Origin of the sequence: Corynebacterium sp. H128, from assembly GCF_037482625.1 — a bacterium.
Lineage (GTDB): Bacteria > Actinomycetota > Actinomycetes > Mycobacteriales > Mycobacteriaceae > Corynebacterium.
Window position 1 is genome coordinate 162,575 of the sequence record NZ_JBBHKW010000003.1, and the last position, 19,128, is coordinate 181,702.

The following is a 19,128-nucleotide window of genomic DNA, read 5'->3' on the forward strand; positions in this document are numbered from 1 at the left end:
CTATTTAACTGGCTCGAGGACATCCTTGCCAACGTAAGGTCGCAGCGCCTCTGGGATCACAACAGATCCATCGGCCTGCTGGTGGTTTTCCAGGATGGCTACCAGCCAGCGAGTGGTGGCCAGGGTGCCATTCAAGGTAGCGGCGATCTGCGATTTACCCTGCTCATCGCGGTAGCGAACCTGCAGGCGACGAGCCTGGAAAGTGGTGCAGTTGGAGGTGGAAGTAAGCTCACGGAACGTGTGCTGGGTTGGCACCCACGCCTCCGTGTCAAACTTGCGGGCAGCAGAAGAACCTAGGTCTCCGCCGGCAACATCGATGATGCGGTAAGGAACCTCAACAGCAGCGAGCATCTCTCGCTCCATATTCAGCAGCTTTTGGTGCTCAGCTTCGGCTTCTTCCGGCTTGCAGTAAGAGAACATCTCAAGCTTGTCAAACTGGTGTACGCGCAGGATGCCACGGGTGTCCTTGCCATGCGATCCGGCTTCACGGCGGAAGCAGCTGGACCAACCGGCATAGCGCTTGGGTCCCTGGGATAGATCGAGGATCTCGCCCTGGTGGTAGCCAGCCAACGCTACCTCGGAGGTACCGACGAGGTACATCTCGTCCTTCTCCAAGTAATAGACCTCGTCCGAATGCTGGCCGAGGAAGCCGGTGCCCTGCATAACCTCAGGTCGCACCAGCACTGGTGGGATCATGAGCTGGAAGCCGTTGGACATGGCCTTCTGCGCTGCCAGGTTCAGCATTCCCAGCTGCAGCATGGCACCAAAACCGGTGAGGAAGTAGAAACGCGCGCCCGAAATCTTTGCGCCACGTTCCATGTCGATCAGGCCGAGGGATTCGCCGAGCTCCAGATGGTCTTTGGGCTCAAAGTCAAAGGCGGTTGGTTCGCCAACATGCTCGAGCACGATGAAATCATCTTCGCCTCCCGGAGGGGCGCCAACGACAACATTCGATAGCTGCATCTGCAGCTCGTTAACTGCGGCTTCCGCAGCCGATTGTTCCGCTTCGGCGTCCTTGACCTTCGCCTTGAGGTGCTCGGAGCCCTCGAGCAGCGCTGGGCGTTCCTCAGGGCTTGCTTGGCCGATTTGCTTGCCAAACGCTTTCTGCTCGGCGCGCAGCTGATCGGCCGCGAGGATGGCCTGCCGGCGCCGCTCGTCAGCCGCAATGAGCTTATCGACGAGCTCCGGATCCTCCCCACGGGTGATCTGAGAAGCGCGCACAACATCAGGATTTTCACGAAGAAGTTTGAGATCAATCACAAAGTCAACCCTAGCGCATCCCACGCCACTCCCGCGCGCCCGTAGCCAGCCATGAGACACTCTTGCACAGCACCTGAAGCGTGTCGATGCCTGCCGAAACTTCCTCGAATGTGACCAGCAACTCTCCACTTTAGAATCTGGTAATAACCAGTAACGCGTAAGGTGAGAAGTATGACTGGCTCACCCGGCGCGATTGAACTCCCTGTCAAGGCACTCAATGACCCCTCGAAGCCCAAGCATGCCCAGCTTCGAGAGCTACTCGAAGAACTATGTACCACCAGGCTCGCCCCCGGGGACATGCTACCGGGCGAGCGGGTGCTCGAGGATACTTATAGCGTGTCCAGAATCACGGTGCGACGTGCGATCGGAGACCTCGTTGCTTCCGGAGTTCTCAAGCGCGCCCGTGGAAAAGGCACCTTCGTGGCACCCAGCCCGCTGGTCTCCCGACTGCATCTCGCATCCTTTTCCCAAGAGATGGAAGCCCAGCAGTTGCGCTCCTCCAGCAAGATTCTCTTATCCGCCCGCGCGGCGGCCCCGAGTGAGATCGCCGAGTTTTTCGGAGCCACAACCACCACTGCACAGACTCATCTTTGTCGTCTCCGCCTAGGCAACGGAGTGCCCTATGCAATCGACGATGCCTGGTACAACTCGGCCTACGTCCCAGATTTGCTCGAAAACGACGTATACAACTCCGTCTACGCCATCCTCGGCACCGAATACAACGTCCCTATTACCGATGCCATTCAGACCGCCACCGCCGTCAACGCCACCGCAGAGCAGGCGGAGCTTCTCGACGTCGAACCGGGTGCAGCACTGCTGAAGATTGTGCGACAGTCACAGTCCAATGGCCTTCCCGTAGAATGGTGCAGCTCGCTCTACCAAACTGACCGCTACACTCTGAAAACTCACGTTACGCGGGCTTAAATTGTGATTTTGTGAGCTTTCTTAGGCAGAATTGAACCCAATGACTAAGAAACCATCCTGGCGCAGTACCGCCGCCGTGCGCATCGCACTGGTGTCGGCCCTGGTTGCTGCCACTGGCATTGCTGGCTACGACTACCAGGTGGCCCAGCAGGCCGCTGGAGGAAACTCTGGGGCGTCGACAAGCGAAGCAAACCAGCCCAAGTCTGGCGCAACCGCAGCTCCTTTCACCACTGCAGATACCGGAAGCTGCCTAACCTGGGATGTCGGTCCTGACGGAAGCTTCATAAACTTTGGACAGACTGATTGTGCTGGTGAGCACCGCTACGAGGTGGCCTCCCGCGAAAACCTCGCCGCTTACCCAGCCTCCGAGTTTGGCCCCAAGGCCCCAGCCCCGGATCTGACTCGCCAGGCACAATTGCGCGAAGAGCTCTGTAAGGGGCCCACCATCGAATACCTCAGCGGGCAATTCGATGCGCTCGGCCGCTATTCCATCGCCCCGATTCTCCCCCCGGCTGATGCCTGGGATGCGGGAGACCGGACGATGCTGTGTGGCGTCCAGGTTGCTGGAGAAAACGGAGTGCCCAAGAAAACCACCGGTCGCGCGACCGAACAAGACCAGGCACGAGTCAACGAAACTGGCGCCTGTGTAGCAGTAGACGAAGCTGGCTCTACCCGCACCGTCGATTGCGGTCAGGAGCACTCCTTCGAAGTCACCGCTGAAGTCAATCTGAAAGACACTTTCCCAGACAAGACGCCAAGCACTGAGGAACAAGACAAGTACCTAGCCAAACGCTGCGTCACCGCGGCGCAAGACTACCTCGGCGGCGACGACGCCCTGTACAACTCGACCCTGCAGCCATTCTGGACCACCATCAACACCAACTCTTGGATCGGCGGTTCCCACACTGTGAACTGTGCCCTCTTCAAGCCCAACCAGGAAAAGACTTTCTCCGCGCTTGCAGGTAGCGCCAAGGGGCAATTCACCATCGACGGCGCCGCACCGCCACCACAGCCGACGCGCAACCCGCTGCGCACGCCAGCTCCAGCACCGTGATTTCGGTCAGCCAGGAACGCTTTGAGGAGCTCGTGGACATGGGGCTCGAGCTAGTCCCCCACGAGCTCCTCAATCGCCTGGAAAATGCCGTCATCTTGATCGAGGACTACCACCCCGAGGGGCCACACATTCTTGGCCTCTACGAAGGTGTTGCCCTGCCCGAGCGCACTGCAGAGTATTCCGGGTTCCTCCCCGACGCGATCACGATCTATCGGCAGGCCCTCCAGGACTACTGCCGCACCGAGGAAGAACTCGTCGAACAGGTGAAAACCACCGTCATCCATGAGATCGGGCACTACTTCGGGCTTGACGACGAAGAGTTGCACCGACTCGGTTGGGGCTAGAGCGACTAAAGCTGCACCGCAGCATCCGCCCAGCGCTCTACTCGCCATTGCCCGAACGGCTTGCCTTGTGGCTCGAGAACAACGAAGCGACAGTTGGGTAGGTAGGCACCGAATGCGAAGTCAGCATCAACACCACAGGCGTGAGTGGATACCACACGGATAGCGGCCCCGTGAGAGACGATGATGACATCCTCGTCCTCTCCGAGCGCTTCCGCAAAGGACTCCAGCACGGGCTGGTAGCGATTCAGCACGTCGCGATACGTTTCACCTTCCGGGAGGCAGGCATCGTTATCTCCCTCGAGCCAGCCGCGGAAAGCATCGGTGTAGATTGCGGCGGCCTCTTCACCTTGGGCTCCTTGGCAGCTGCCCGCAGAGATCTCGTGGATGCCCATGCGGACGTCGATAGGCAGGGTGCCCGGCGCGACACCTGCCGTCTTCTCGAGGGAGGCAGCAACACGCACCGCAGTTTGCTGCGCGCGGATCGCGATGGAGGACGCAACCGTGGTGATGCGACCGAAGTTTCCGCGCCCCACGCCGCAGTATTCTGCGAGTTCGAGACCAACGGTGCTGGCCTGTTCTTTGCCGAGCTCGGTGAGTTCGGCTCCCGGTGGGCGCGTGTCAAGGATGCGGTTCAGATTTGAGAAGGTCTGCCCGTGGCGCAGCAGGATCAAGCGTCCCATTTAGTGTTCTCCTGTTCGCAGTTGTTGGATGAAGATGTCGGCGGCGTGGATGCGGGCGAGCATGTCGTCGCTCCCAGTATTGCCCGGTTTATCTGTGCACGCAGGCCATGAGCCAAGGAAATGAATGTCTTCGACGCCGAGATAGAGTGCACGCAGGGCTTCGCCGACGGGGATGTCGTCGATATGCCCAGCGAGGTCAGCGTAGAAGCGGTAAGTGCCGAAGTCGGTGCGGGTGGGGCGCGATTCGATTCGCGAAAGATCCACCCCCCGAACAGCAAATTCGTTGAGTGCACGCACCAACGAGCCTGGCACGTTCGGCAGGGTAAAAGCTACCGAGGTGCGGTCATTGCCGGTACGTTTCGTGGGCAGGCCACGCTTCCCGACGAGCACAAATCGAGTGCGTGCCCCCTTCATATCGGCCACGCCGGTGGCAACCTCCTCGAGTCCATAGAGTTCGGCAGCGCGGGCGGGGGCAGCGGCATAATCGGCTTGTCCTTCGGACACCATCCGCGCAGCATCGGCGTTTGACGACGCCGGGACGAACCGCACCCCCGGCAGCTGCTCCGCCACCCAACCCTTAACCTGCTGCCATGCCACCGGGTGGGTTGCCAGAGTCACGGCACCCGAATCGCTGCGACGCATGATGGAGAACGCAACCTCCAGATCGGTCTCCCGATAAATCTGCGTATTGGCGTCCGAGGCGAGGGCATCGAAGGTTGGAGTCACTGGCCCGTCTACCGAATTCTCGATGGCAACCACCGCAAAATCGGCCGCGCCGCTCAAGGCGCTGATTGCCTCCGCAGGACTGCTGACCGGCAGCGCATCGACGTCACCAGAGAAGCAACCCTGGCGTTGGAAAGCGAGGAGGGCGGCTTCCGTAAAGGTGCCTTGTGGTCCGAGGTAGGCAACGACAGTGCTCATGCCTTACTACCCTAGTCTGGACATATGTCTCTTGAGTCCTATGTTGCGGAGCTCCGTGCTGGCCGGTTGGATCCGCGCGATGAGTTGGCGCGCTTCGAGTATGAGGTGGGCCAGGTTAACGCCGCCGAATCCGGATTCGCACACGTAGGTACAGCTCAGGGCTCCCTGTCAGGACGTCTTGCCGGACTGCTACTTCCGATCAAGGATCTCATGCCCGTCGCTGGCTTACCCACTGCTTATGGCTCAGTTCACCGGCGGGTTTTCGAAGCCTCGGATCCTTTCGCAGCGTCACTGCTACGCCAGGGCATCATCATCCCTGGCAAAACGCAGTCCAGTGAACTCGGCATGACAGCGTATACCGAGCCAGTGGGGATGCCTGCAGTAGACAACCCGCTGCTTCCTGGCCACACACCGGGGGGCTCTTCTGGTGGCGCGGCCGCAACCGTGGCGCGCGGCTTGGTGCAGGTTGCGCACGCCTCCGACGGGGGCGGTTCTATTCGTGTGCCTGCCGCCGCGTGCGGGGTGGTCGGCTTCAAGCCGCCTCACGATGCCACAGGCGGCAAACTCACCGCCCAAGGTTTCATCACACGCACTGTTACTGACCAGGCGTTTATGCACGAAGTGGAGCGGGTTTCCCGGCCACTGCGCATCGGTGTCTTGCTAAAGCCCTTGCATGGTTCGGGTACGGTTTCGCCTGCATGGCGTTCAGCGGCGCTCACTGCAGCTGTGGCGCTGAGCGATGCCGGCCACCGTGTGACTGAGGTTGCCCCAGCCTACGACGCTTCCTTCTTTCAGGCTTTCAAGCATCAGCTAGCGGGAATGTGCCGCACTATCGAAGGCGAGGCCAGCCCAATCGTTTCTTTTCTCCGCGACTTCGGCCAATCGCTGAGCGACGCGGAGCGTGCCTCCGCTACTGCCGCATGTACTTCCCTGCCCGCAGTTGTGCGTGCTGCTTGGCCGTTCGATGTGTTGCTCACCCCCACCCTGGCCTTCGATCCGCCCATCATCGGGCATTTCTCATCGCTCCCACCGGAAGAAGACTTTGAGGAGCAAACCCGCTGGACACCGTGGTGCACCCTGTTTAACATCACGGGCTGGGCGGGCATTTCGATTCCTTTCGGTGGCCGTTCGATCCACCTCGGCGCTATCCGCGCCAGCGTGCCAGAGTTACTAGGAATTGCTACGGAGCTCCATGGATCTTAAGCGTCTGAAATGGGAAATCGGCATCGTACTGACCGTTACCTTTGGCTTGAGCGGGATGAAGTCGATCCTGCGGCTCATTGATGCCCTCCTCAAGCCCGAAGCCCTCAACGAGCAACAAGTCACTCTCTATTCCCCGCAGTCTGCCTCACTCTGGCTGGATTATGGCCTGCAGTTGTGCTCTGCCACTGCGCTGATCAGCTGGGGTTTGCTCGCTCTCTATTTGCTCGCGGGTGATGGCATTAAGCTGCCCGCTTTTCGACGCCCCGATATCTGGCACGGCATGGCTCTCGCAGCCATCATCGGAGTTCCTGGCTTGGCCTTCTATTTTGGAGCCCTGCAGCTCGGGCTCACAAAAGAAGTGATTCCCTCCGATTTTCCTTCGCTGTGGGGCATTCCCGTGGTACTGATTTGGTCCTTTGCTAATGCCTTCGGCGAGGAGGTGGTAGTGGTCGGCTGGTTCATGACCCGCTTGAAAAGCTTTGGGCTGCCAGCCTGGGCGATTCTGGCCCTGTCCGCGGTATTGCGCGGCAGTTACCACCTCTACCAGGGCATATCCGGCGGGATCGGCAATATCATTATGGGAGTGGTGTACGGCTACTACTTCCAGCGCTTCGCTAAGGTCTGGCCACTAGTAATCGGCCACTTCCTCATCGATGCCATCGCTTTTGTTGGCTACACGTTCATCGGCCCGTTCTAGCGCATCAGATTCTCCCTCATCTAAAAACGGGACGGCCAACCCCCGATTCCAGCACGGTTTCCGGGAGTTACGACTACAACTGGCGGACCGTGAGTTTATTGCAGTCGCACCCAGTGGGCACGGCCGCTATGCGCCCGGGAACAGGATTTGCGCGCGGGCGGTACTCACAGGTTTCTAGCAGGTACCAGAGGTGCAGCTACAGCCGTCGACAGGCTTTGTACCGGATTGGGGCCGCGAGTTCGACACGACCTTCGCAATCACTCACGGGGGGGGGCATCCGCCAAACAGCAAACATGGCGCTGGGTTTCGAATTTGTTGACATTGATGACGTGTGGTTCAACCTCGAGCTGATGGATGCCGCGCACACCACATGGGAGAACAATCTGCTCGCAAACTGTGTTTCTACCCGAGTTGGAGTTGACGCAAGCCCCGACCGATTTTGGCGATATTAGTTCTTATGACCTGGTGCGCAACGATTTTAGCGGGCTTTCCGCTATGCGGATAGAGGCGAGTATCGCCGGAAAGCAAGTAGAGATCGCCACCCTTCTTGACAGTGTATCGTTTTTCGATACAATGAAAGTCGATACATCGAGAAACGATATGCCCGAAAGGGGCCACCAATGTCCAAGAACTACCGCCGCGACATCTACGCCGGATACTTTGGATTCAGCTTCATCCTTTTACTGACGGCCATTACCGTCGGCCGACTCCTCATAAATCAGGAATTCACCTCCCCTATCGGCCTGCTCATGCGCGAAGTCAACAGCATCCACGTGCCGATGAATTCCCTAAATAGCGGCCAAATCAGCATCATGCTCGTCTCGTTCATCGTCAAAGCGATCTGTGCTACCACCATCTGCGTCACCCTCCTGCTGGCAATACGCAACTTCCTCCACAATGACTTCTTCACCACCACAAACGTGAAGATGTTCAAAATCGCCAGCTGGAGCGCCCTTTTCTACATCGGCGGCCAGTTCTTTGAAGGCATGGCCAATAACTGGATCTCCACCACCGAGGGCATCAGCAACAATGCACTGCCCAATGGCGCGGATGACCCTGGCTTCATTCCGATGTACATCCTCATGATGGTGCTGTCCATGATGACGATCGCACTGTCCCGCGCCGTCAAGCTGCAGGAAGACCAGGAGGGTTTGATCTAGATGGAAGTGCGCTGCCACCTCGACCGCATCCTGGAAGAAAAGGACATGACGCTGGCGGACCTCGCCAAGCTTGTCGACGTCACCGCCGTCAACCTCTCAGTACTCAAAAACAACCGCGCCAAAGCCGTTCGGTTTTCCACCCTCCTCGGACTCTGCGAAGCGCTCGACTGCCAACCAGGAGATCTTTTCAGTGTTTCCTAAAATCATCCTCCCAGTCCTCGCTGTCCTCCTAATTGGAACTGCAGCAGCTGGCTATATCTACGGCCCAGCCACCACTGCACTTTTCCTCGGCAAGCCCGTCTACATCGTGAAGCCGTCTCCACAGAAGTACGCTAAAGACGCTTTGCGCATCATCGAAGGATTGGCCATTAATGGCTCCTCCGAACAATTCCAGCACGCCAAACAGGACGCCCTGCAGCAGGTCAAGCATGCGGAATCCTACGCCGACACTCATGAAGCGCTGCGCAGCGCCATTAAAGTCGCCGGCGGAAAACACTCCAACCTCGTCTCACCGGAAAACAATGTGCCGGGCACGGCGGAAAACTCCGAGCTGCCGGCCGTCGAAAAGCGCGGCGGCGTAGCACTGGCGAAACTGCCGAGCGTTGCCCAGGGCCCCATCGGGCAGCAATACGCCGACACGATCACGGACGGGTTGTTGCAGCACGCTAAGTGCGGCGCGATAGTGGATCTGCGTGGCAACGACGGCGGCGACATGGGGCCGATGCTCGCCGGACTGTCCCCGCTACTACCCGACGGCACCGCACTGGAGTTCGTCTCCCCGATGACCACCACCGCGGTTACCGTCAACGGAAACGCAGTCAAAGGCGGTGGCACAGCGCTCACCACCAGAGGCGGCAAGCTCGCAGTACCCGTCGCAGTGCTTGTCGACGGCGACACCGCATCCTCCGCAGAAGCAACAATGCTCGCCTTCCGGGGACTGAATAACTCGCGCAGCTTCGGTGCCCCCACCGCCGGATACGCCTCCGCGAATATGATGATTAACCTGCCCGATGGCGCCGGCCTGATGATCACCACAGCCAAAGACCGCGACCGCACCGGAGCCGAATATCACGAGGATTCCATCCAGCCAGATGAGACCGCAACAGATGCTGAAGCAGCCGCTTTCGCATGGCTCAATGCGCAAGGTTGCAGCTGAAGTAGCGGGCCTCACCTCGCAAGCAATCCCCCCAAACGATTACGCTATTGAGCATGACTACGGGTGATGATTTCGCACGCGACCGTAACGGCAACCCCATCCTGGACCGTTACGGTCGTCCCGTGCGTCGCCGACCCACGAGTGGTGCTACCGGAGGACAACAGGCCCGCACCCCGCAACGCCGACCGCGTCGCGACGCGAGTAGCAACAACCGCCCGGAGCCTGCGCAGCGCCCACGGCAATACATCCCCGAACGACGCGAGCAGCAACCTCGCCGGGAAGAATACCGCTACGAACGCGGCTACCAGCCACGCACCTCGCGGCCAGCGCGCCCGACACCACCACTACAGCCAGCGCGCCCCAAACGACGCCGTAACCCGATCAAAGGTTGTTTCAGCGGTATCGCGCTGCTACTCGTCGCAATTCTTGTGCTCACCATCGGCGCCTTTTTGTGGGCGGATACCAAACTCACTCGAGTGGAGGCACTGCCAAGCGAGCGACTCGCTAACACCGCGGGTACGAATTGGCTGCTCGTAGGCTCCGATTCCCGGCAAGGCCTCAGCGAAAAGGAAATCGCAGAGCTCAACACCGGTGGCGATATTGGTATTGGCCGTACCGACACCATCATGCTGCTCCATATTCCGCGCAGTGGTCAGCCCACACTCCTGTCAATCCCGCGCGACTCCTACGTCAACATTCCTGGCTACGGCGAGGACAAGGTGAACTCCGCATTCACCAACGGTGGCCCACAGCTGCTCACCCAGACAGTTGAACAAGCCACCGGCCTTCGGATCGATCATTATGCGGAAATCGGCTTCGGTGGCTTTTCCGGCATGGTGGACGCCGTTGGTGGCGTTGAGATTTGCGTTGACGAACCGATTAATGATGACGTCATCAGCCTCTATCTCGAGGCCGGCTGCCAAGAGATGGATGGGCCAACTGCCCTCAGCTATGTGCGCACTCGCGCCACCCCGATGGGCGACCTTGATCGCGTCGAACGGCAACGTAAGTTCTTTGCCGCGCTCATGGACAAAACAACCTCAGCAACTACCCTCGCCAACCCACTGCGAACCATCCCCCTCATCACCGAAACTGGTAGCGCTTTCATCGTTGGCGAGCAGGATCACGCCTGGCATCTCGCCCGGCTTGCACTTTCCATCAAGAGTGGCGTGAAAACGGAAACTGTCCCACTCGGAGGATTTGCAGATACCGCCGTCGGCTCCGTGGTGCTGTGGGACGATGCCGCAGCAGAAGCTATGTTCAGCGAGCTGCGTTAGCCGATCGGCGTCGCTACGCTGCAGTCAACTGCGCGTGGAATACCGGTGAGCTGCTCGAGCACCATGTCCGCCACCACCGGATCATAGGTGGCGGTGAGGTGATTGGTACGCCGACCTGGGCAATAATCCTGAATGAGTCGATTGTCCACGCCCGGTTCGTCCACATAGGAATTCGAGTACGGCAGCACAATCTGGTCATATTGAGTCGCGATGTTCAGGTAGCTGATCCCCGGTCGGGTAACCGGCTGCGAATACAGCTCGGTGATAAACTCGGAGCCGGCGAGCTGCTGCGCCAGCGCCAAACCGTTCAGCGCCACTCCAGCCTGGTCGTATTGTTCGCGCGCAGGCGGGTATCGCACCGCATGATCATGGAAGAGCCAGAAATTGGTGCCGTGGTGGCTCGGGACAATTCCCACGCTGCTGCGCACCTTGGCCGCGCCGCCCAGCTTAGTGATGTAGTAGGTTGGCAACGGCCCACCGCCCTGCGACCACCGCCCTGCGACCACCCCACGAGGTCCACCTGCGCTGCGCCTGTCGACGCCAACACCTTATCAACCACTAGGTCTAATACCTCAGCCGATTCCGCAATGTCCCCTGCGAAGCTGAATTGGGAATTAAACCCCAACGGGTTGGTGTTGAACGTATAAACGCATAATCCTTCCTGCTTCAAGCGCGGAGCGAAATACGCAAAGGAATCATAAGCACTGCCCGTGGTGCCTGGGATTAGCACTACCGGGTGCTGCCCCTGGGATGGGACGCAGCTGAAATCATTGCTGCCCTCGGGAGAAATCCCCGGCCGGACCAGCTCCAATGCTGCCGCGCCCGGCGCGCTAGACTGCACCGGGCCAGTGCCGTTGACCGGAATTCCATCATCCGTAAACGGAGTGGGGACTGCGTGCGCGGAGATGGGGGCTACTGCAACACAAATTGCTGTAATGCCTGCACAAATGAGGGAGGAGAGCGTCTTCACACATCAATCATAGGCTCCGAAACAAACCGCTTCACTAGAACTGGATGGCCGTTTCTCACGATGCCAGTGTCCTCAAATCCAACATGCAGATACAAGCGATGAGCGCGCTCATTGTCGGGTGCGACAGCCAAGGAAATGCCCGGCGCACCAAGCGTGCGAGCCAACTCGGTGGCAGCATCTAGCAAGGCAGTACCTATTCCCTGCCCCTTAAACCGCCCCTCTACAGCGATTGCCAGCTCTGGGATCCCCTCCGTCACATGGCCGTAACCGTGCTGATCATCTGTTCCCCACACAAGCCACACCCCACCGGCGGGGATGTTGCCGCGCCATGCGATGAAACCACCGTTGCTAGGCTCCCATTCCGCAACGTAGAAGGCGTAGTCCTCGTCGAAGTCGTCGGAAAGCGTGCCCTGCTCGTCGCCGAAAGTATCAGTGAGGAAATTCAATCGCGCAACATACGTACGATCTAGCTCAGAGGTAGCGCTCAAAGTCAGTTCGAGTTCGGAGTTCATGTGCTCTAGGCTAGCGTGCTTCTGCACCTTCGGCCGCTAGGAAAGCGCTTTGAAAATACAGCGTGATAGCCAGGGCAAAATAGGAACCCCCACCTAGCAAGTCCCGGAGCAGATTTACGAAGGAGAACTCTGCAATGCTCAACGATTGGTAGCACACCACGCGTACCGCCACCGCCACAGCAAAGGCGAGGAAGAGCAGCCAGAGCATGCGATGCCCGACTCTTCCCTGCCACAAGGTAAAAGCCAAACAGACAATGGCCACTGCCTTCAAAGCTAGGGCGAGCGGCCACGGGCTACCACTTTCCACATAGCCCGTCGGAAGTGGCTGTTGATAAAAGAGATAGCCGATGCGTAGCCCCATACCGATGATGTAACTTGCCATGCCCATCGTCATCACAATGGGCGCAAGCGGCCGCAAAAGAACGCCCAGCAGCACCCAGGTGAACGAACCCAAGGCGTAGACGATGATCATGGACGTCGAAGACGGCCGGAGCATAGCGAGAGTTATCGCGCGCCCCACCAGATAAAGACACAAGGCAACCGTGGCGATGCGCAGCAACCGCTGTTGGGAAATGGCCAGTCGAGGCATGCTCCCCACTACATACCCCCAGTGCTCGTTTAGCTCTGTCTAACTGCAACAAGTTCTAAATTTATACCACCGCTGGCCGCGATGCGTTCGATTGCAGGGAGTAAAGCAAATTGCGGAAGTGGAGGGATTTGAACCGTATCCACACCACCGTCAGTAGAAGCAAACATTTTCACCGCACGAAACTGGCGACGCTTTCCACAGAACGAGAATTTTAGCAAAACCTACCACTGTTATAGGAGCTCTAATGTGAGTCCCCTTGCAGCCATTAGCCTCTATGGCTAATCAAGCTTTTCAATATAAGCGGTAGAGCTATTACGTTAAGTGATCAAATCTCCAACTATTCCACAATTCGCCGAGCGCAACCAATGCCCTTCATCCATATCAAATACACCAGTAACCTGCATTTATGCGAAAGGCTAATGAAATTGGAGTTTTTAGCGATTATTGCCGATTAGGGAATTCACCCCTAGATGGGTATAGGGAAGCAATTGATGTTAGATTGTTGCCTAATATTTATCGAATCGAGTGCGAGAACTTTGGCTTCTGCAACTAGTAGCCCGCATCTCGAAATCATTCCAATTCAAAAATCAGGAGCAACCTTGACTCATCCTTACAATGGTCCCGAGAATCCCCAGGCCAACCAGCAACCTCAAGTCGTATACGTTCAGCAGAAGAAAAAGGGTGGCTGCCTCAAGTGGGGAGCGATCATCATCGGAGCACTACTTTTGCTCGGTTTGATCACCAATCTTGCTGGTGGAAACAAGGAAGACGGAAGTTCCACATCAACCGACCAGCAGTCTTCTCAAACTGCAGACAAGAAGCAAGCCGACAAGCCGCCCGTCAAATCGACTGAACCACTGAATGTAGGAGAGGCATTCACGACTAAGAAAAAGCTTGACATCACCGTAAACTCTTTCGCAGCCCAGTCCAGCCCATTTGGAACTCAGCTCTCATGCGCAAATGTTACGTACACAAACAATGGCGACGGCGAAGTCAGTTTCCAAGGATACTGGGACTGGAAGCAACAAAATCCAGCCGGAGTGATCACCAATCCTACCTTTAGTGGTGGAGAATCACTGCAGAGTGGAAAACTTGCCCCAGGCGGAACGGTTTCCGGAGATGTTTGCTTCGAAGGCACAGCCCCGGGGGAATACAAACTCAACTTTGAGCCGTCACTCAGCTTCTCAAATGAAAAGGCGTCTTGGAGAGGCAACCTCTAAACCTTCCCCAAAGCGCGTCGCCCTACCTACATAGGCGACGCGCTTATCGTTTGTTGGATACCTTTATCAAATATATGAATTAGCGATACATAGAGAACTTGTAGATATTTTTCAGTTTCCACTCCTTCAGAAGCGAATAAAATCGAAATCCGTTTCAATTCCCGCTACACGGTAATGCAAGAACCAAATTTAACATTTTAAATAACTTCCATTAACAGAAATAATGAAATCCATTGAATTTCGGAGAATATAAACCCATTCACAACACTCAATAGCTTGCTTTGAACCGAAAAAGCAACGCTCCCCTGCTACTTCTTAAGGAAACTCCAAAAACGACTCTTAAAAGAACCCGAGACGCAGAATAGGAACGATGTCTCGAGACTTCACAATTGAGGAAGTGGAGGTGTCTGGTTCCATGACATAGTTCCGCTATGTCCCGAGACATCCTTCCGTCTCCCAGGCCCCTGCACAACCACCTGTAGTCAAGGCGAACCCCGAAAAACAAAGAAGCCCCGAGACATCAAATAGGAACGATGTCTCGAGACTTCACATTGCGGAAGTGGAGGGATTTGAACCCCCGGATAGTTTCCCATCGCTGGTTTTCAAGACCAGTGCATTCGGCCGCTCTGCCACACTTCCAACGCAAAACCTTTCGACACGAGTGCCGAGGAAAAGCGTACCCAGAATGATAGCCGATACCCCGTCCAAAATCCCAAATCCTCGATACCCTGGTTAGTCATGAGCACCAGCACAGAAATGACGGCCATCCTCGCCCAAGACAAGACACCCACCCTCTGCACTGTCCCACGCCCTGAAATCGCTGATGGTGAGGTGCTGGTAAAGGTCAAAGCCGTGGGGGTAAACCGCGGGGACTTGCTGCAAGTTGCGGGCCACTACCCACCTCCTCCGGGGGTCAGCGAGGTCCTCGGCCTTGAATGCGCGGGCTTCATTGAAGATCCCGGGACCACGTCTCGTGCCAAAGGCGAGGAAGTTGCCTGCCTTCTTGCCGGAGGTGGCTATGCGGAATTCGTTGCTGTTCCAGAAGGGCAACTTTTCCCTGTTCCTGCTGGCTGGTCCATGACTGAGGCTGCCGCGATTGTTGAAGTCGCCGCCACCGTCCACTCGAATATGCAGCTTGCAGGCCTAAAGGCCGGGGATACCCTACTCATTCACGGCGGCGCGGGCGGAATTGGCACCTTTGCCATCCAGTACGCCAAAGCGCTGGGATGCACCGTGGCTGTCACTGCCGGTAGCGCGGAAAAGCTCGATGTTTGTCGGCAGCTGGGCGCGGACATCCTCATTAACTACCGGGAGGAGGACTTCGCCGAGGTCATGAAGAACAAATGCAACGTGATCCTGGACATCATCGGCGCAAAGTACCTCGACCAGAACGTCCGCGCCCTCGCGATGGACGGACACCTGATCATCATCGGCATGCAAGGCGGGGTGAAGGGGGAGCTTAATATCGGCCGGCTCCTCACGAAACGTGCCAGCATTTCTGCCACCGCACTGCGCGCCCGCGATCTCGCTGACAAGGCTCGGATCGTCGCCGACACTGTGCACACCGTCTGGCCAATGCTTGCCGACGGCCGGATCAACCACCACCTCAGCACCGAACTCCCCCTCGCCGAAGCCGCAAAGGCGCATCAGTTACTTAAGGAGGGTGCGGTCACGGGCAAAATTGTCCTTGTTGTGGCTTAGGATATTCGGGTGCGCTTTCTGAATCCGATTCTCTTGGTGCTGGGCTGGGCGGTGACCCGCCTGCTGTTGGTACGGCAATCCTTTGGTCGCCACCGCTGGATCTTTGGCGATGTCCACTACTACTTCTCCGAAATTCTTAAGGAGCGTAGTGGCCAGGTCGCGCTGAAGGAGTACCCGGAGGCTAACCTGTGGTTGATTCGCTTGATCGATCACTTTGCCCCGGATTCCCAAACCAGCATTGAGTACAGCTATGTCGGGTTCATCTTGGTGCTGGATTTCCTCTTCTTCGTCCTGCTGCTTCGGAGGGGCCACCGCCTGGCGAGTTGGTTCTGGGTCGCCTTTGGTCTGGTGGTCGGTCCGATTTATCTCACTCGATTGGATCTGATTCCTGGGCTTTTGGTGGGGGTTTTCGCCTACCTCTTGGCGCGCCACCAAAAACTGGCGGCGGCGTTCTTGGGCGCTGCAACGATGATGAAGCTGTGGCCTGGGGTTTTAGCAGCAGTGTTGGTCGGCCATTTCAAGAGCCTTCAGTCTTGGCTGCGCATCGCGGCGTTTGGCGGAACAATGGTGGCGATGGCCCTGATAACTACTCTGACGTTGGGCTTCGACCGCCTACTGTCGCCGCTCAGTTACCAGGGGGAACGCGGACTTCAGATTGAGTCTGTTGCAGCTACACCTTTCATGGTTTTAGCGTCGACAGGCGGCGGTGGCTACCGCATCTCCTATGCGCCGTCGAAAAGCTTTGAGGTTGTGGGCCCTGGTGTTGCCACTGCCACGCAGGTTGCCTCCCTGGCGCTCTACGCGGTGGTGTTGTTTGCCGCGTTTATCCTGCTGCGCCGGCTGACTAGCCTGACGTGGCGTGCCTCGGAGTCGGTTGCGCTCGCGGTGGTGCTGACGGTGGCCATGTTGGTAACCAACAAAGTGTTTTCTCCGCAGTATATTGTGTGGCTCGCACCTATCTTCGCCGTCGCACTCTGCTTCAGCAAGTCCCCGAAGCTGCGGCAAGGCGCGGTGCTCGTGTTAGTGATTACGTGGCTCACGCAGCTGATCTACCCTGCGAATTACACGACGCTGATGACGAATGACCCCGACTTTCTGCCGACGCTGCTCCTCACGCTTCGCAACGCGGCGATGATACTGCTGATGGTGCTGAGCCTGCAATGGTGGCGTTGGGAAACTCGGCAGCCCTTAGCTGCCGTCCATAACCCGCCGGAGGCAGCACTACATGGTCGGCACCGCGAAGCAATTCAGCACTAGGCCAACGAGGCCAGCACCCGAGTGAGCTGATCAATGTCAGCCATGGTGTTATACGGGCCAAGTCCGACGGTGATTGCTCCGCCTTCTTCGAAGGTCCCCATCGCTTCCAAAAGCGGGTTACGCGGGCTAAGAGAGGTGACCAGGCCATTGGTGAGCAAGCGGCGTTGAACAGTCGCCGCCGGCACCCCAGGAACCATAAACGTCACCCGCGGCACACGATCCAGGTCAATGGCACCATGTCCCGCAGCTTCACCGCTGATGCCCAGCAGGTGAACGCTCGGCAAGCTGTTGAGCGAGTGCAGCAAATGCGCTGTGAGACGTCGCGAGTAAGCATCAATGTCTGACATCGCCCGCCGCAGACGCGTGCCACGAGTGCCACCCGGCGCAGCAAAATGCGCATAAAGATCAACGATTGCGGTCACGCCGCCGGCTAAGCCCACAGAATGCCCGCCGAGCTCTAGCTTCGCCGCTTTATCGACGCCCGCAGCCGGGTTAACAGATGCCAGCAGAGGGAACATCGAGGTATCCCGGAACACCAATGCGGCCATCTGCGGCCCGCCCATCGGCGCGAATTCTACGACCGCAATATCCGCGCCCCACTCGTCGATAGAGATGGCGCGATAGGGCGCTACCGCGGAGGCATCAACCAAAATCCAGGCGCGGGATTTAGACCTCACGATGTCAGAGATTGCAGCAACATCAGTGACCATTCCGGTCAGTGGGTGCGCGGCGGGCACGACAACGAAACGCGTCGAACCATTAACCACTTCTTCATATTGCCAAGCCGGAAGCTCCCCGGTACCGAGATCCGGTTCCGCCCAGACGACCTTCGAATCAGTGCGCAGGAATGGGCGGGTAACAGCGTCATCATCTACCTTGTTCAGCAAAACCTGCGTAGACCTGCGCAGCCGAGGAGCCAACGCCTCCGCCAGACTACGTAATAGCACTGCCTTGTTCGGGCCGAGTACTACGCGATCAGGGGCGGCACCGGTGAGATCTGCTACTGCAGCACGCGCGGCATCAAGAAAGCAGTCTCCAACGTTGGCACCAATTTCAGCGGCGCGTGAATGGGTACCAGACAGCGGGCTACGTTCATCCATGAGGACCGCAGAGCGGAAAGCTGTGGTGACAGCCGAGGAGACACGCTCCGGGATCTGGGCACCCTCATGTGCGTTGAGGTAGGTCCAGCCGTCGCTAAGCGAGGTGTAGTGGCCTCTCGCATAGGCGACATCGAACATACGAAACTCCTGGACTTGAAAAATCTAGTTAACTGGCACCCGCTTACCCCGCTAAGCATACCGTGACGGCTAGGCTCTTAGGAGTGTCACATAAAGCAGCAGATCTCGAGCGGATGACCCGCGTTGACCAGTCCGATGCCCCTGCATCTAGGTCGATGACCTTTTCCGCAGCCTGGGCCGACCTTGTTCGCGGATTCAAGCAACACGAGCTATGGTTGCAGCTCGGTTGGCAGGATATCAAGCAGCGCTACCGTCGCTCGGTATTAGGTCCGTTATGGATAACCATTGCCACTGGTGTGATGGCGCTTGCTCTCGGCTTGCTCTACTCCTTATTGTTCCGGATTCCACTCGCGGAATTCCTGCCACACGTCACCGTTGGCCTCATCATGTGGGGCTTCATCTCCGGCGCCATCAAAGAAGGCTCGGACATCTTCATTGATAACGAGGGGCTGATTAAACAACTGCCCTCGGCACTGTCCGTGCACGTCTACCGTCTTGTCTGGCGTCAGACGCTGTTCCTAGCGCACAACCTAGTGATCTGGGTGGTGCTCATGCTCGTCTTCCCGCGTCACTTGGGTTGGGATATTTTGCTGGCCATCCCAGCTCTGGTTTTGCTGATCATCAACGGTGTATGGGTGGCCATGTTCTTTGGCATTGTGGCAACCCGCTACCGCGATGTCGCCCCATTGTTGGAGGCACTGGTGCAATTGCTGTTTTACGTCACCCCCATCGTGTGGACTACCCACACCTTAAAAACCGCGGGCCCGGAGATGGCGACCCGCGCGCGGATCGTGGAGCTCAATCCGCTGTACCACTACATGGAAGTCATCCGCGCACCGCTTATCGGCGCCCCGCTACCGATGTACCACTGGTACGTTGTGCTCGGCTGCACTGCTGGTGGCCTTATCCTCGCGATGCTGGCAATGAAACAGTGGCGCTACCGCGTGAGCTACTGGGTTTAGGAG

At 57.8% G+C, this 19,128-nt stretch carries 21 protein-coding genes and 1 tRNA gene; 13 read left to right on the forward strand and 9 right to left on the reverse strand.

Annotated elements, in window-relative coordinates:
- Window positions 1–1,260, reverse strand: coding sequence for a serine--tRNA ligase (serS, locus tag WG915_RS04135; RefSeq protein ID WP_339564109.1), 1,260 nt, complete (start codon window positions 1,258–1,260; stop codon window positions 1–3).
- 171 nt (window positions 1,261–1,431) lie between these two features.
- Here serS and WG915_RS04140 point away from each other — a divergent pair, with 171 nt between their 5' ends.
- The 3 genes from WG915_RS04140 to WG915_RS04150 are packed head-to-tail and all read left to right on the forward strand — an operon-like array spanning window position 1,432 to window position 3,582.
- The gene (locus tag WG915_RS04140) at window positions 1,432–2,184 is read left to right on the forward strand and encodes a GntR family transcriptional regulator (RefSeq protein ID WP_339564110.1); all 753 of its coding nucleotides are present in this window, start codon (window positions 1,432–1,434) and stop codon (window positions 2,182–2,184) included.
- A 40-nt stretch (window positions 2,185–2,224) separates the two neighbouring features.
- On the forward strand, window positions 2,225–3,238 hold the full coding sequence (locus tag WG915_RS04145; protein WP_339564111.1) for a septum formation family protein: 1,014 nt from the start codon (window positions 2,225–2,227) through the stop codon (window positions 3,236–3,238).
- Window positions 3,235–3,582: a metallopeptidase family protein gene (locus WG915_RS04150; RefSeq protein WP_339564112.1), complete on the forward strand. Its 348-nt coding sequence runs from the start codon at window positions 3,235–3,237 to the stop codon at window positions 3,580–3,582. Before WG915_RS04145 ends, WG915_RS04150 begins: the two co-directional genes overlap by 4 nt.
- A 5-nt stretch (window positions 3,583–3,587) precedes the next feature.
- On the opposite strand, the gene WG915_RS04155 is transcribed toward WG915_RS04150, so the two are convergent.
- Both WG915_RS04155 and pheA read right to left on the reverse strand, forming a co-directional pair.
- Window positions 3,588–4,262 carry a histidine phosphatase family protein gene (locus tag WG915_RS04155; RefSeq protein WP_339564113.1) on the reverse strand — a complete coding sequence of 225 codons (675 nt, stop codon included), beginning with the start codon at window positions 4,260–4,262 and terminating at the stop codon, window positions 3,588–3,590.
- Window positions 4,263–5,183: a prephenate dehydratase gene (gene pheA / locus WG915_RS04160; RefSeq protein ID WP_339564114.1), complete on the reverse strand. Its 921-nt coding sequence runs from the start codon at window positions 5,181–5,183 to the stop codon at window positions 4,263–4,265.
- Window positions 5,184–5,207: 24 nt separating this feature from the next.
- Between pheA and WG915_RS04165 the strand changes: the two genes are divergently transcribed.
- The 6 genes from WG915_RS04165 to WG915_RS04190 all read left to right on the forward strand — a co-directional run bounded on the left by WG915_RS04165 (window position 5,208) and on the right by WG915_RS04190 (window position 10,676).
- On the forward strand, window positions 5,208–6,386 hold the full coding sequence (locus WG915_RS04165; protein ID WP_339564115.1) for an amidase: 1,179 nt from the start codon (window positions 5,208–5,210) through the stop codon (window positions 6,384–6,386).
- A complete protein-coding gene (locus WG915_RS04170; RefSeq protein ID WP_339564116.1) occupies window positions 6,376–7,083 on the forward strand; it encodes a CPBP family intramembrane glutamic endopeptidase in 708 nt (235 codons plus the stop codon). The genes WG915_RS04165 and WG915_RS04170 overlap by 11 nt, the downstream gene beginning before the upstream one ends.
- Window positions 7,084–7,703: 620 nt before the next feature.
- Window positions 7,704–8,243 carry a hypothetical protein gene (locus WG915_RS04175; protein ID WP_339564117.1) on the forward strand — a complete coding sequence of 180 codons (540 nt, stop codon included), beginning with the start codon at window positions 7,704–7,706 and terminating at the stop codon, window positions 8,241–8,243.
- Complete coding sequence (locus WG915_RS04180; RefSeq protein ID WP_339564118.1) at window positions 8,244–8,444, forward strand: helix-turn-helix domain-containing protein; 201 nt, start codon at window positions 8,244–8,246, stop codon at window positions 8,442–8,444.
- A complete protein-coding gene (locus WG915_RS04185; RefSeq protein ID WP_339564119.1) occupies window positions 8,434–9,399 on the forward strand; it encodes a S41 family peptidase in 966 nt (321 codons plus the stop codon). Before WG915_RS04180 ends, WG915_RS04185 begins: the two co-directional genes overlap by 11 nt.
- A 53-nt stretch (window positions 9,400–9,452) precedes the next feature.
- Window positions 9,453–10,676, forward strand: coding sequence for an LCP family protein (locus WG915_RS04190; protein WP_339564120.1), 1,224 nt, complete (start codon window positions 9,453–9,455; stop codon window positions 10,674–10,676).
- Here WG915_RS04190 and WG915_RS04195 read toward each other — a convergent pair.
- Genes WG915_RS04195 through WG915_RS04210 form a run of 4 tightly spaced genes read right to left on the reverse strand, consistent with a single transcriptional unit; the run spans window position 10,673 to window position 12,747 of the window.
- Window positions 10,673–11,035: a hypothetical protein gene (locus WG915_RS04195; protein ID WP_339564121.1), complete on the reverse strand. Its 363-nt coding sequence runs from the start codon at window positions 11,033–11,035 to the stop codon at window positions 10,673–10,675. The genes WG915_RS04190 and WG915_RS04195 overlap by 4 nt on opposite strands.
- Entirely contained in the window at window positions 10,984–11,646 is a 663-nt protein-coding gene (locus WG915_RS04200) for an esterase/lipase family protein (RefSeq protein WP_339564122.1), read from the reverse strand. The genes WG915_RS04195 and WG915_RS04200 overlap by 52 nt, the downstream gene beginning before the upstream one ends.
- Entirely contained in the window at window positions 11,643–12,158 is a 516-nt protein-coding gene (locus WG915_RS04205) for a GNAT family N-acetyltransferase (RefSeq protein ID WP_339564123.1), read from the reverse strand. The genes WG915_RS04200 and WG915_RS04205 overlap by 4 nt, the downstream gene beginning before the upstream one ends.
- Window positions 12,159–12,168: 10 nt before the next feature.
- On the reverse strand, window positions 12,169–12,747 hold the full coding sequence (locus WG915_RS04210) for a hypothetical protein (protein WP_339564124.1): 579 nt from the start codon (window positions 12,745–12,747) through the stop codon (window positions 12,169–12,171).
- A 536-nt stretch (window positions 12,748–13,283) separates the two neighbouring features.
- Between WG915_RS04210 and WG915_RS04215 the strand changes: the two genes are divergently transcribed.
- Window positions 13,284–13,967 (forward strand): DUF4352 domain-containing protein, encoded by a 684-nt coding sequence (locus WG915_RS04215; RefSeq protein ID WP_339564125.1) that lies wholly within the window; start codon window positions 13,284–13,286, stop codon window positions 13,965–13,967.
- A 554-nt stretch (window positions 13,968–14,521) separates the two neighbouring features.
- Here WG915_RS04215 and WG915_RS04220 read toward each other — a convergent pair.
- Window positions 14,522–14,606 (reverse strand) — tRNA-Ser (locus WG915_RS04220).
- Window positions 14,607–14,723: 117 nt separating this feature from the next.
- On the opposite strand from WG915_RS04220, the gene WG915_RS04225 reads away from it, so the two are divergent.
- Both WG915_RS04225 and WG915_RS04230 read left to right on the forward strand, forming a co-directional pair.
- Window positions 14,724–15,668 (forward strand): NAD(P)H-quinone oxidoreductase, encoded by a 945-nt coding sequence (locus WG915_RS04225; RefSeq protein ID WP_339564217.1) that lies wholly within the window; start codon window positions 14,724–14,726, stop codon window positions 15,666–15,668.
- A gap of 9 nt (window positions 15,669–15,677) precedes the next feature.
- Complete coding sequence (locus tag WG915_RS04230) at window positions 15,678–16,925, forward strand: hypothetical protein (RefSeq protein WP_339564126.1); 1,248 nt, start codon at window positions 15,678–15,680, stop codon at window positions 16,923–16,925.
- Here the strand turns inward: WG915_RS04230 and WG915_RS04235 are convergent.
- Complete coding sequence (locus WG915_RS04235; protein WP_339564127.1) at window positions 16,922–18,163, reverse strand: aminotransferase class V-fold PLP-dependent enzyme; 1,242 nt, start codon at window positions 18,161–18,163, stop codon at window positions 16,922–16,924. The genes WG915_RS04230 and WG915_RS04235 overlap by 4 nt on opposite strands.
- A 113-nt stretch (window positions 18,164–18,276) precedes the next feature.
- Between WG915_RS04235 and wzm the strand changes: the two genes are divergently transcribed.
- Complete coding sequence (gene wzm, locus WG915_RS04240; protein WP_339564218.1) at window positions 18,277–19,125, forward strand: galactan export ABC transporter permease subunit Wzm/RfbD; 849 nt, start codon at window positions 18,277–18,279, stop codon at window positions 19,123–19,125.
- Window positions 19,126–19,128 lie beyond the last annotated feature (3 nt).

What these genes read in the sequence shown, in the direction of transcription:
- WG915_RS04140 (WP_339564110.1), top strand. Translation starts at nt 1,432, where the DNA reads ATGACTGGCTCACCCGGCGCGATTGAACTCCCTGTCAAGGCACTCAAT.
- WG915_RS04145 (WP_339564111.1), top strand. Translation starts at nt 2,225, where the DNA reads ATGACTAAGAAACCATCCTGGCGCAGTACCGCCGCCGTGCGCATCGCA.
- WG915_RS04155 (WP_339564113.1), bottom strand. Translation starts at nt 4,262, where the DNA reads ATGGGACGCTTGATCCTGCTGCGCCACGGGCAGACCTTCTCAAATCTG.
- pheA (WP_339564114.1), bottom strand. Translation starts at nt 5,183, where the DNA reads ATGAGCACTGTCGTTGCCTACCTCGGACCACAAGGCACCTTTACGGAA.
- WG915_RS04165 (WP_339564115.1), top strand. Translation starts at nt 5,208, where the DNA reads ATGTCTCTTGAGTCCTATGTTGCGGAGCTCCGTGCTGGCCGGTTGGAT.
- WG915_RS04170 (WP_339564116.1), top strand. Translation starts at nt 6,376, where the DNA reads ATGGATCTTAAGCGTCTGAAATGGGAAATCGGCATCGTACTGACCGTT.
- WG915_RS04175 (WP_339564117.1), top strand. Translation starts at nt 7,704, where the DNA reads ATGTCCAAGAACTACCGCCGCGACATCTACGCCGGATACTTTGGATTC.
- WG915_RS04180 (WP_339564118.1), top strand. Translation starts at nt 8,244, where the DNA reads ATGGAAGTGCGCTGCCACCTCGACCGCATCCTGGAAGAAAAGGACATG.
- WG915_RS04190 (WP_339564120.1), top strand. Translation starts at nt 9,453, where the DNA reads ATGACTACGGGTGATGATTTCGCACGCGACCGTAACGGCAACCCCATC.
- WG915_RS04205 (WP_339564123.1), bottom strand. Translation starts at nt 12,158, where the DNA reads ATGAACTCCGAACTCGAACTGACTTTGAGCGCTACCTCTGAGCTAGAT.
- WG915_RS04210 (WP_339564124.1), bottom strand. Translation starts at nt 12,747, where the DNA reads ATGCCTCGACTGGCCATTTCCCAACAGCGGTTGCTGCGCATCGCCACG.
- WG915_RS04225 (WP_339564217.1), top strand. Translation starts at nt 14,724, where the DNA reads ATGACGGCCATCCTCGCCCAAGACAAGACACCCACCCTCTGCACTGTC.
- WG915_RS04235 (WP_339564127.1), bottom strand. Translation starts at nt 18,163, where the DNA reads ATGTTCGATGTCGCCTATGCGAGAGGCCACTACACCTCGCTTAGCGAC.
- wzm (WP_339564218.1), top strand. Translation starts at nt 18,277, where the DNA reads ATGACCCGCGTTGACCAGTCCGATGCCCCTGCATCTAGGTCGATGACC.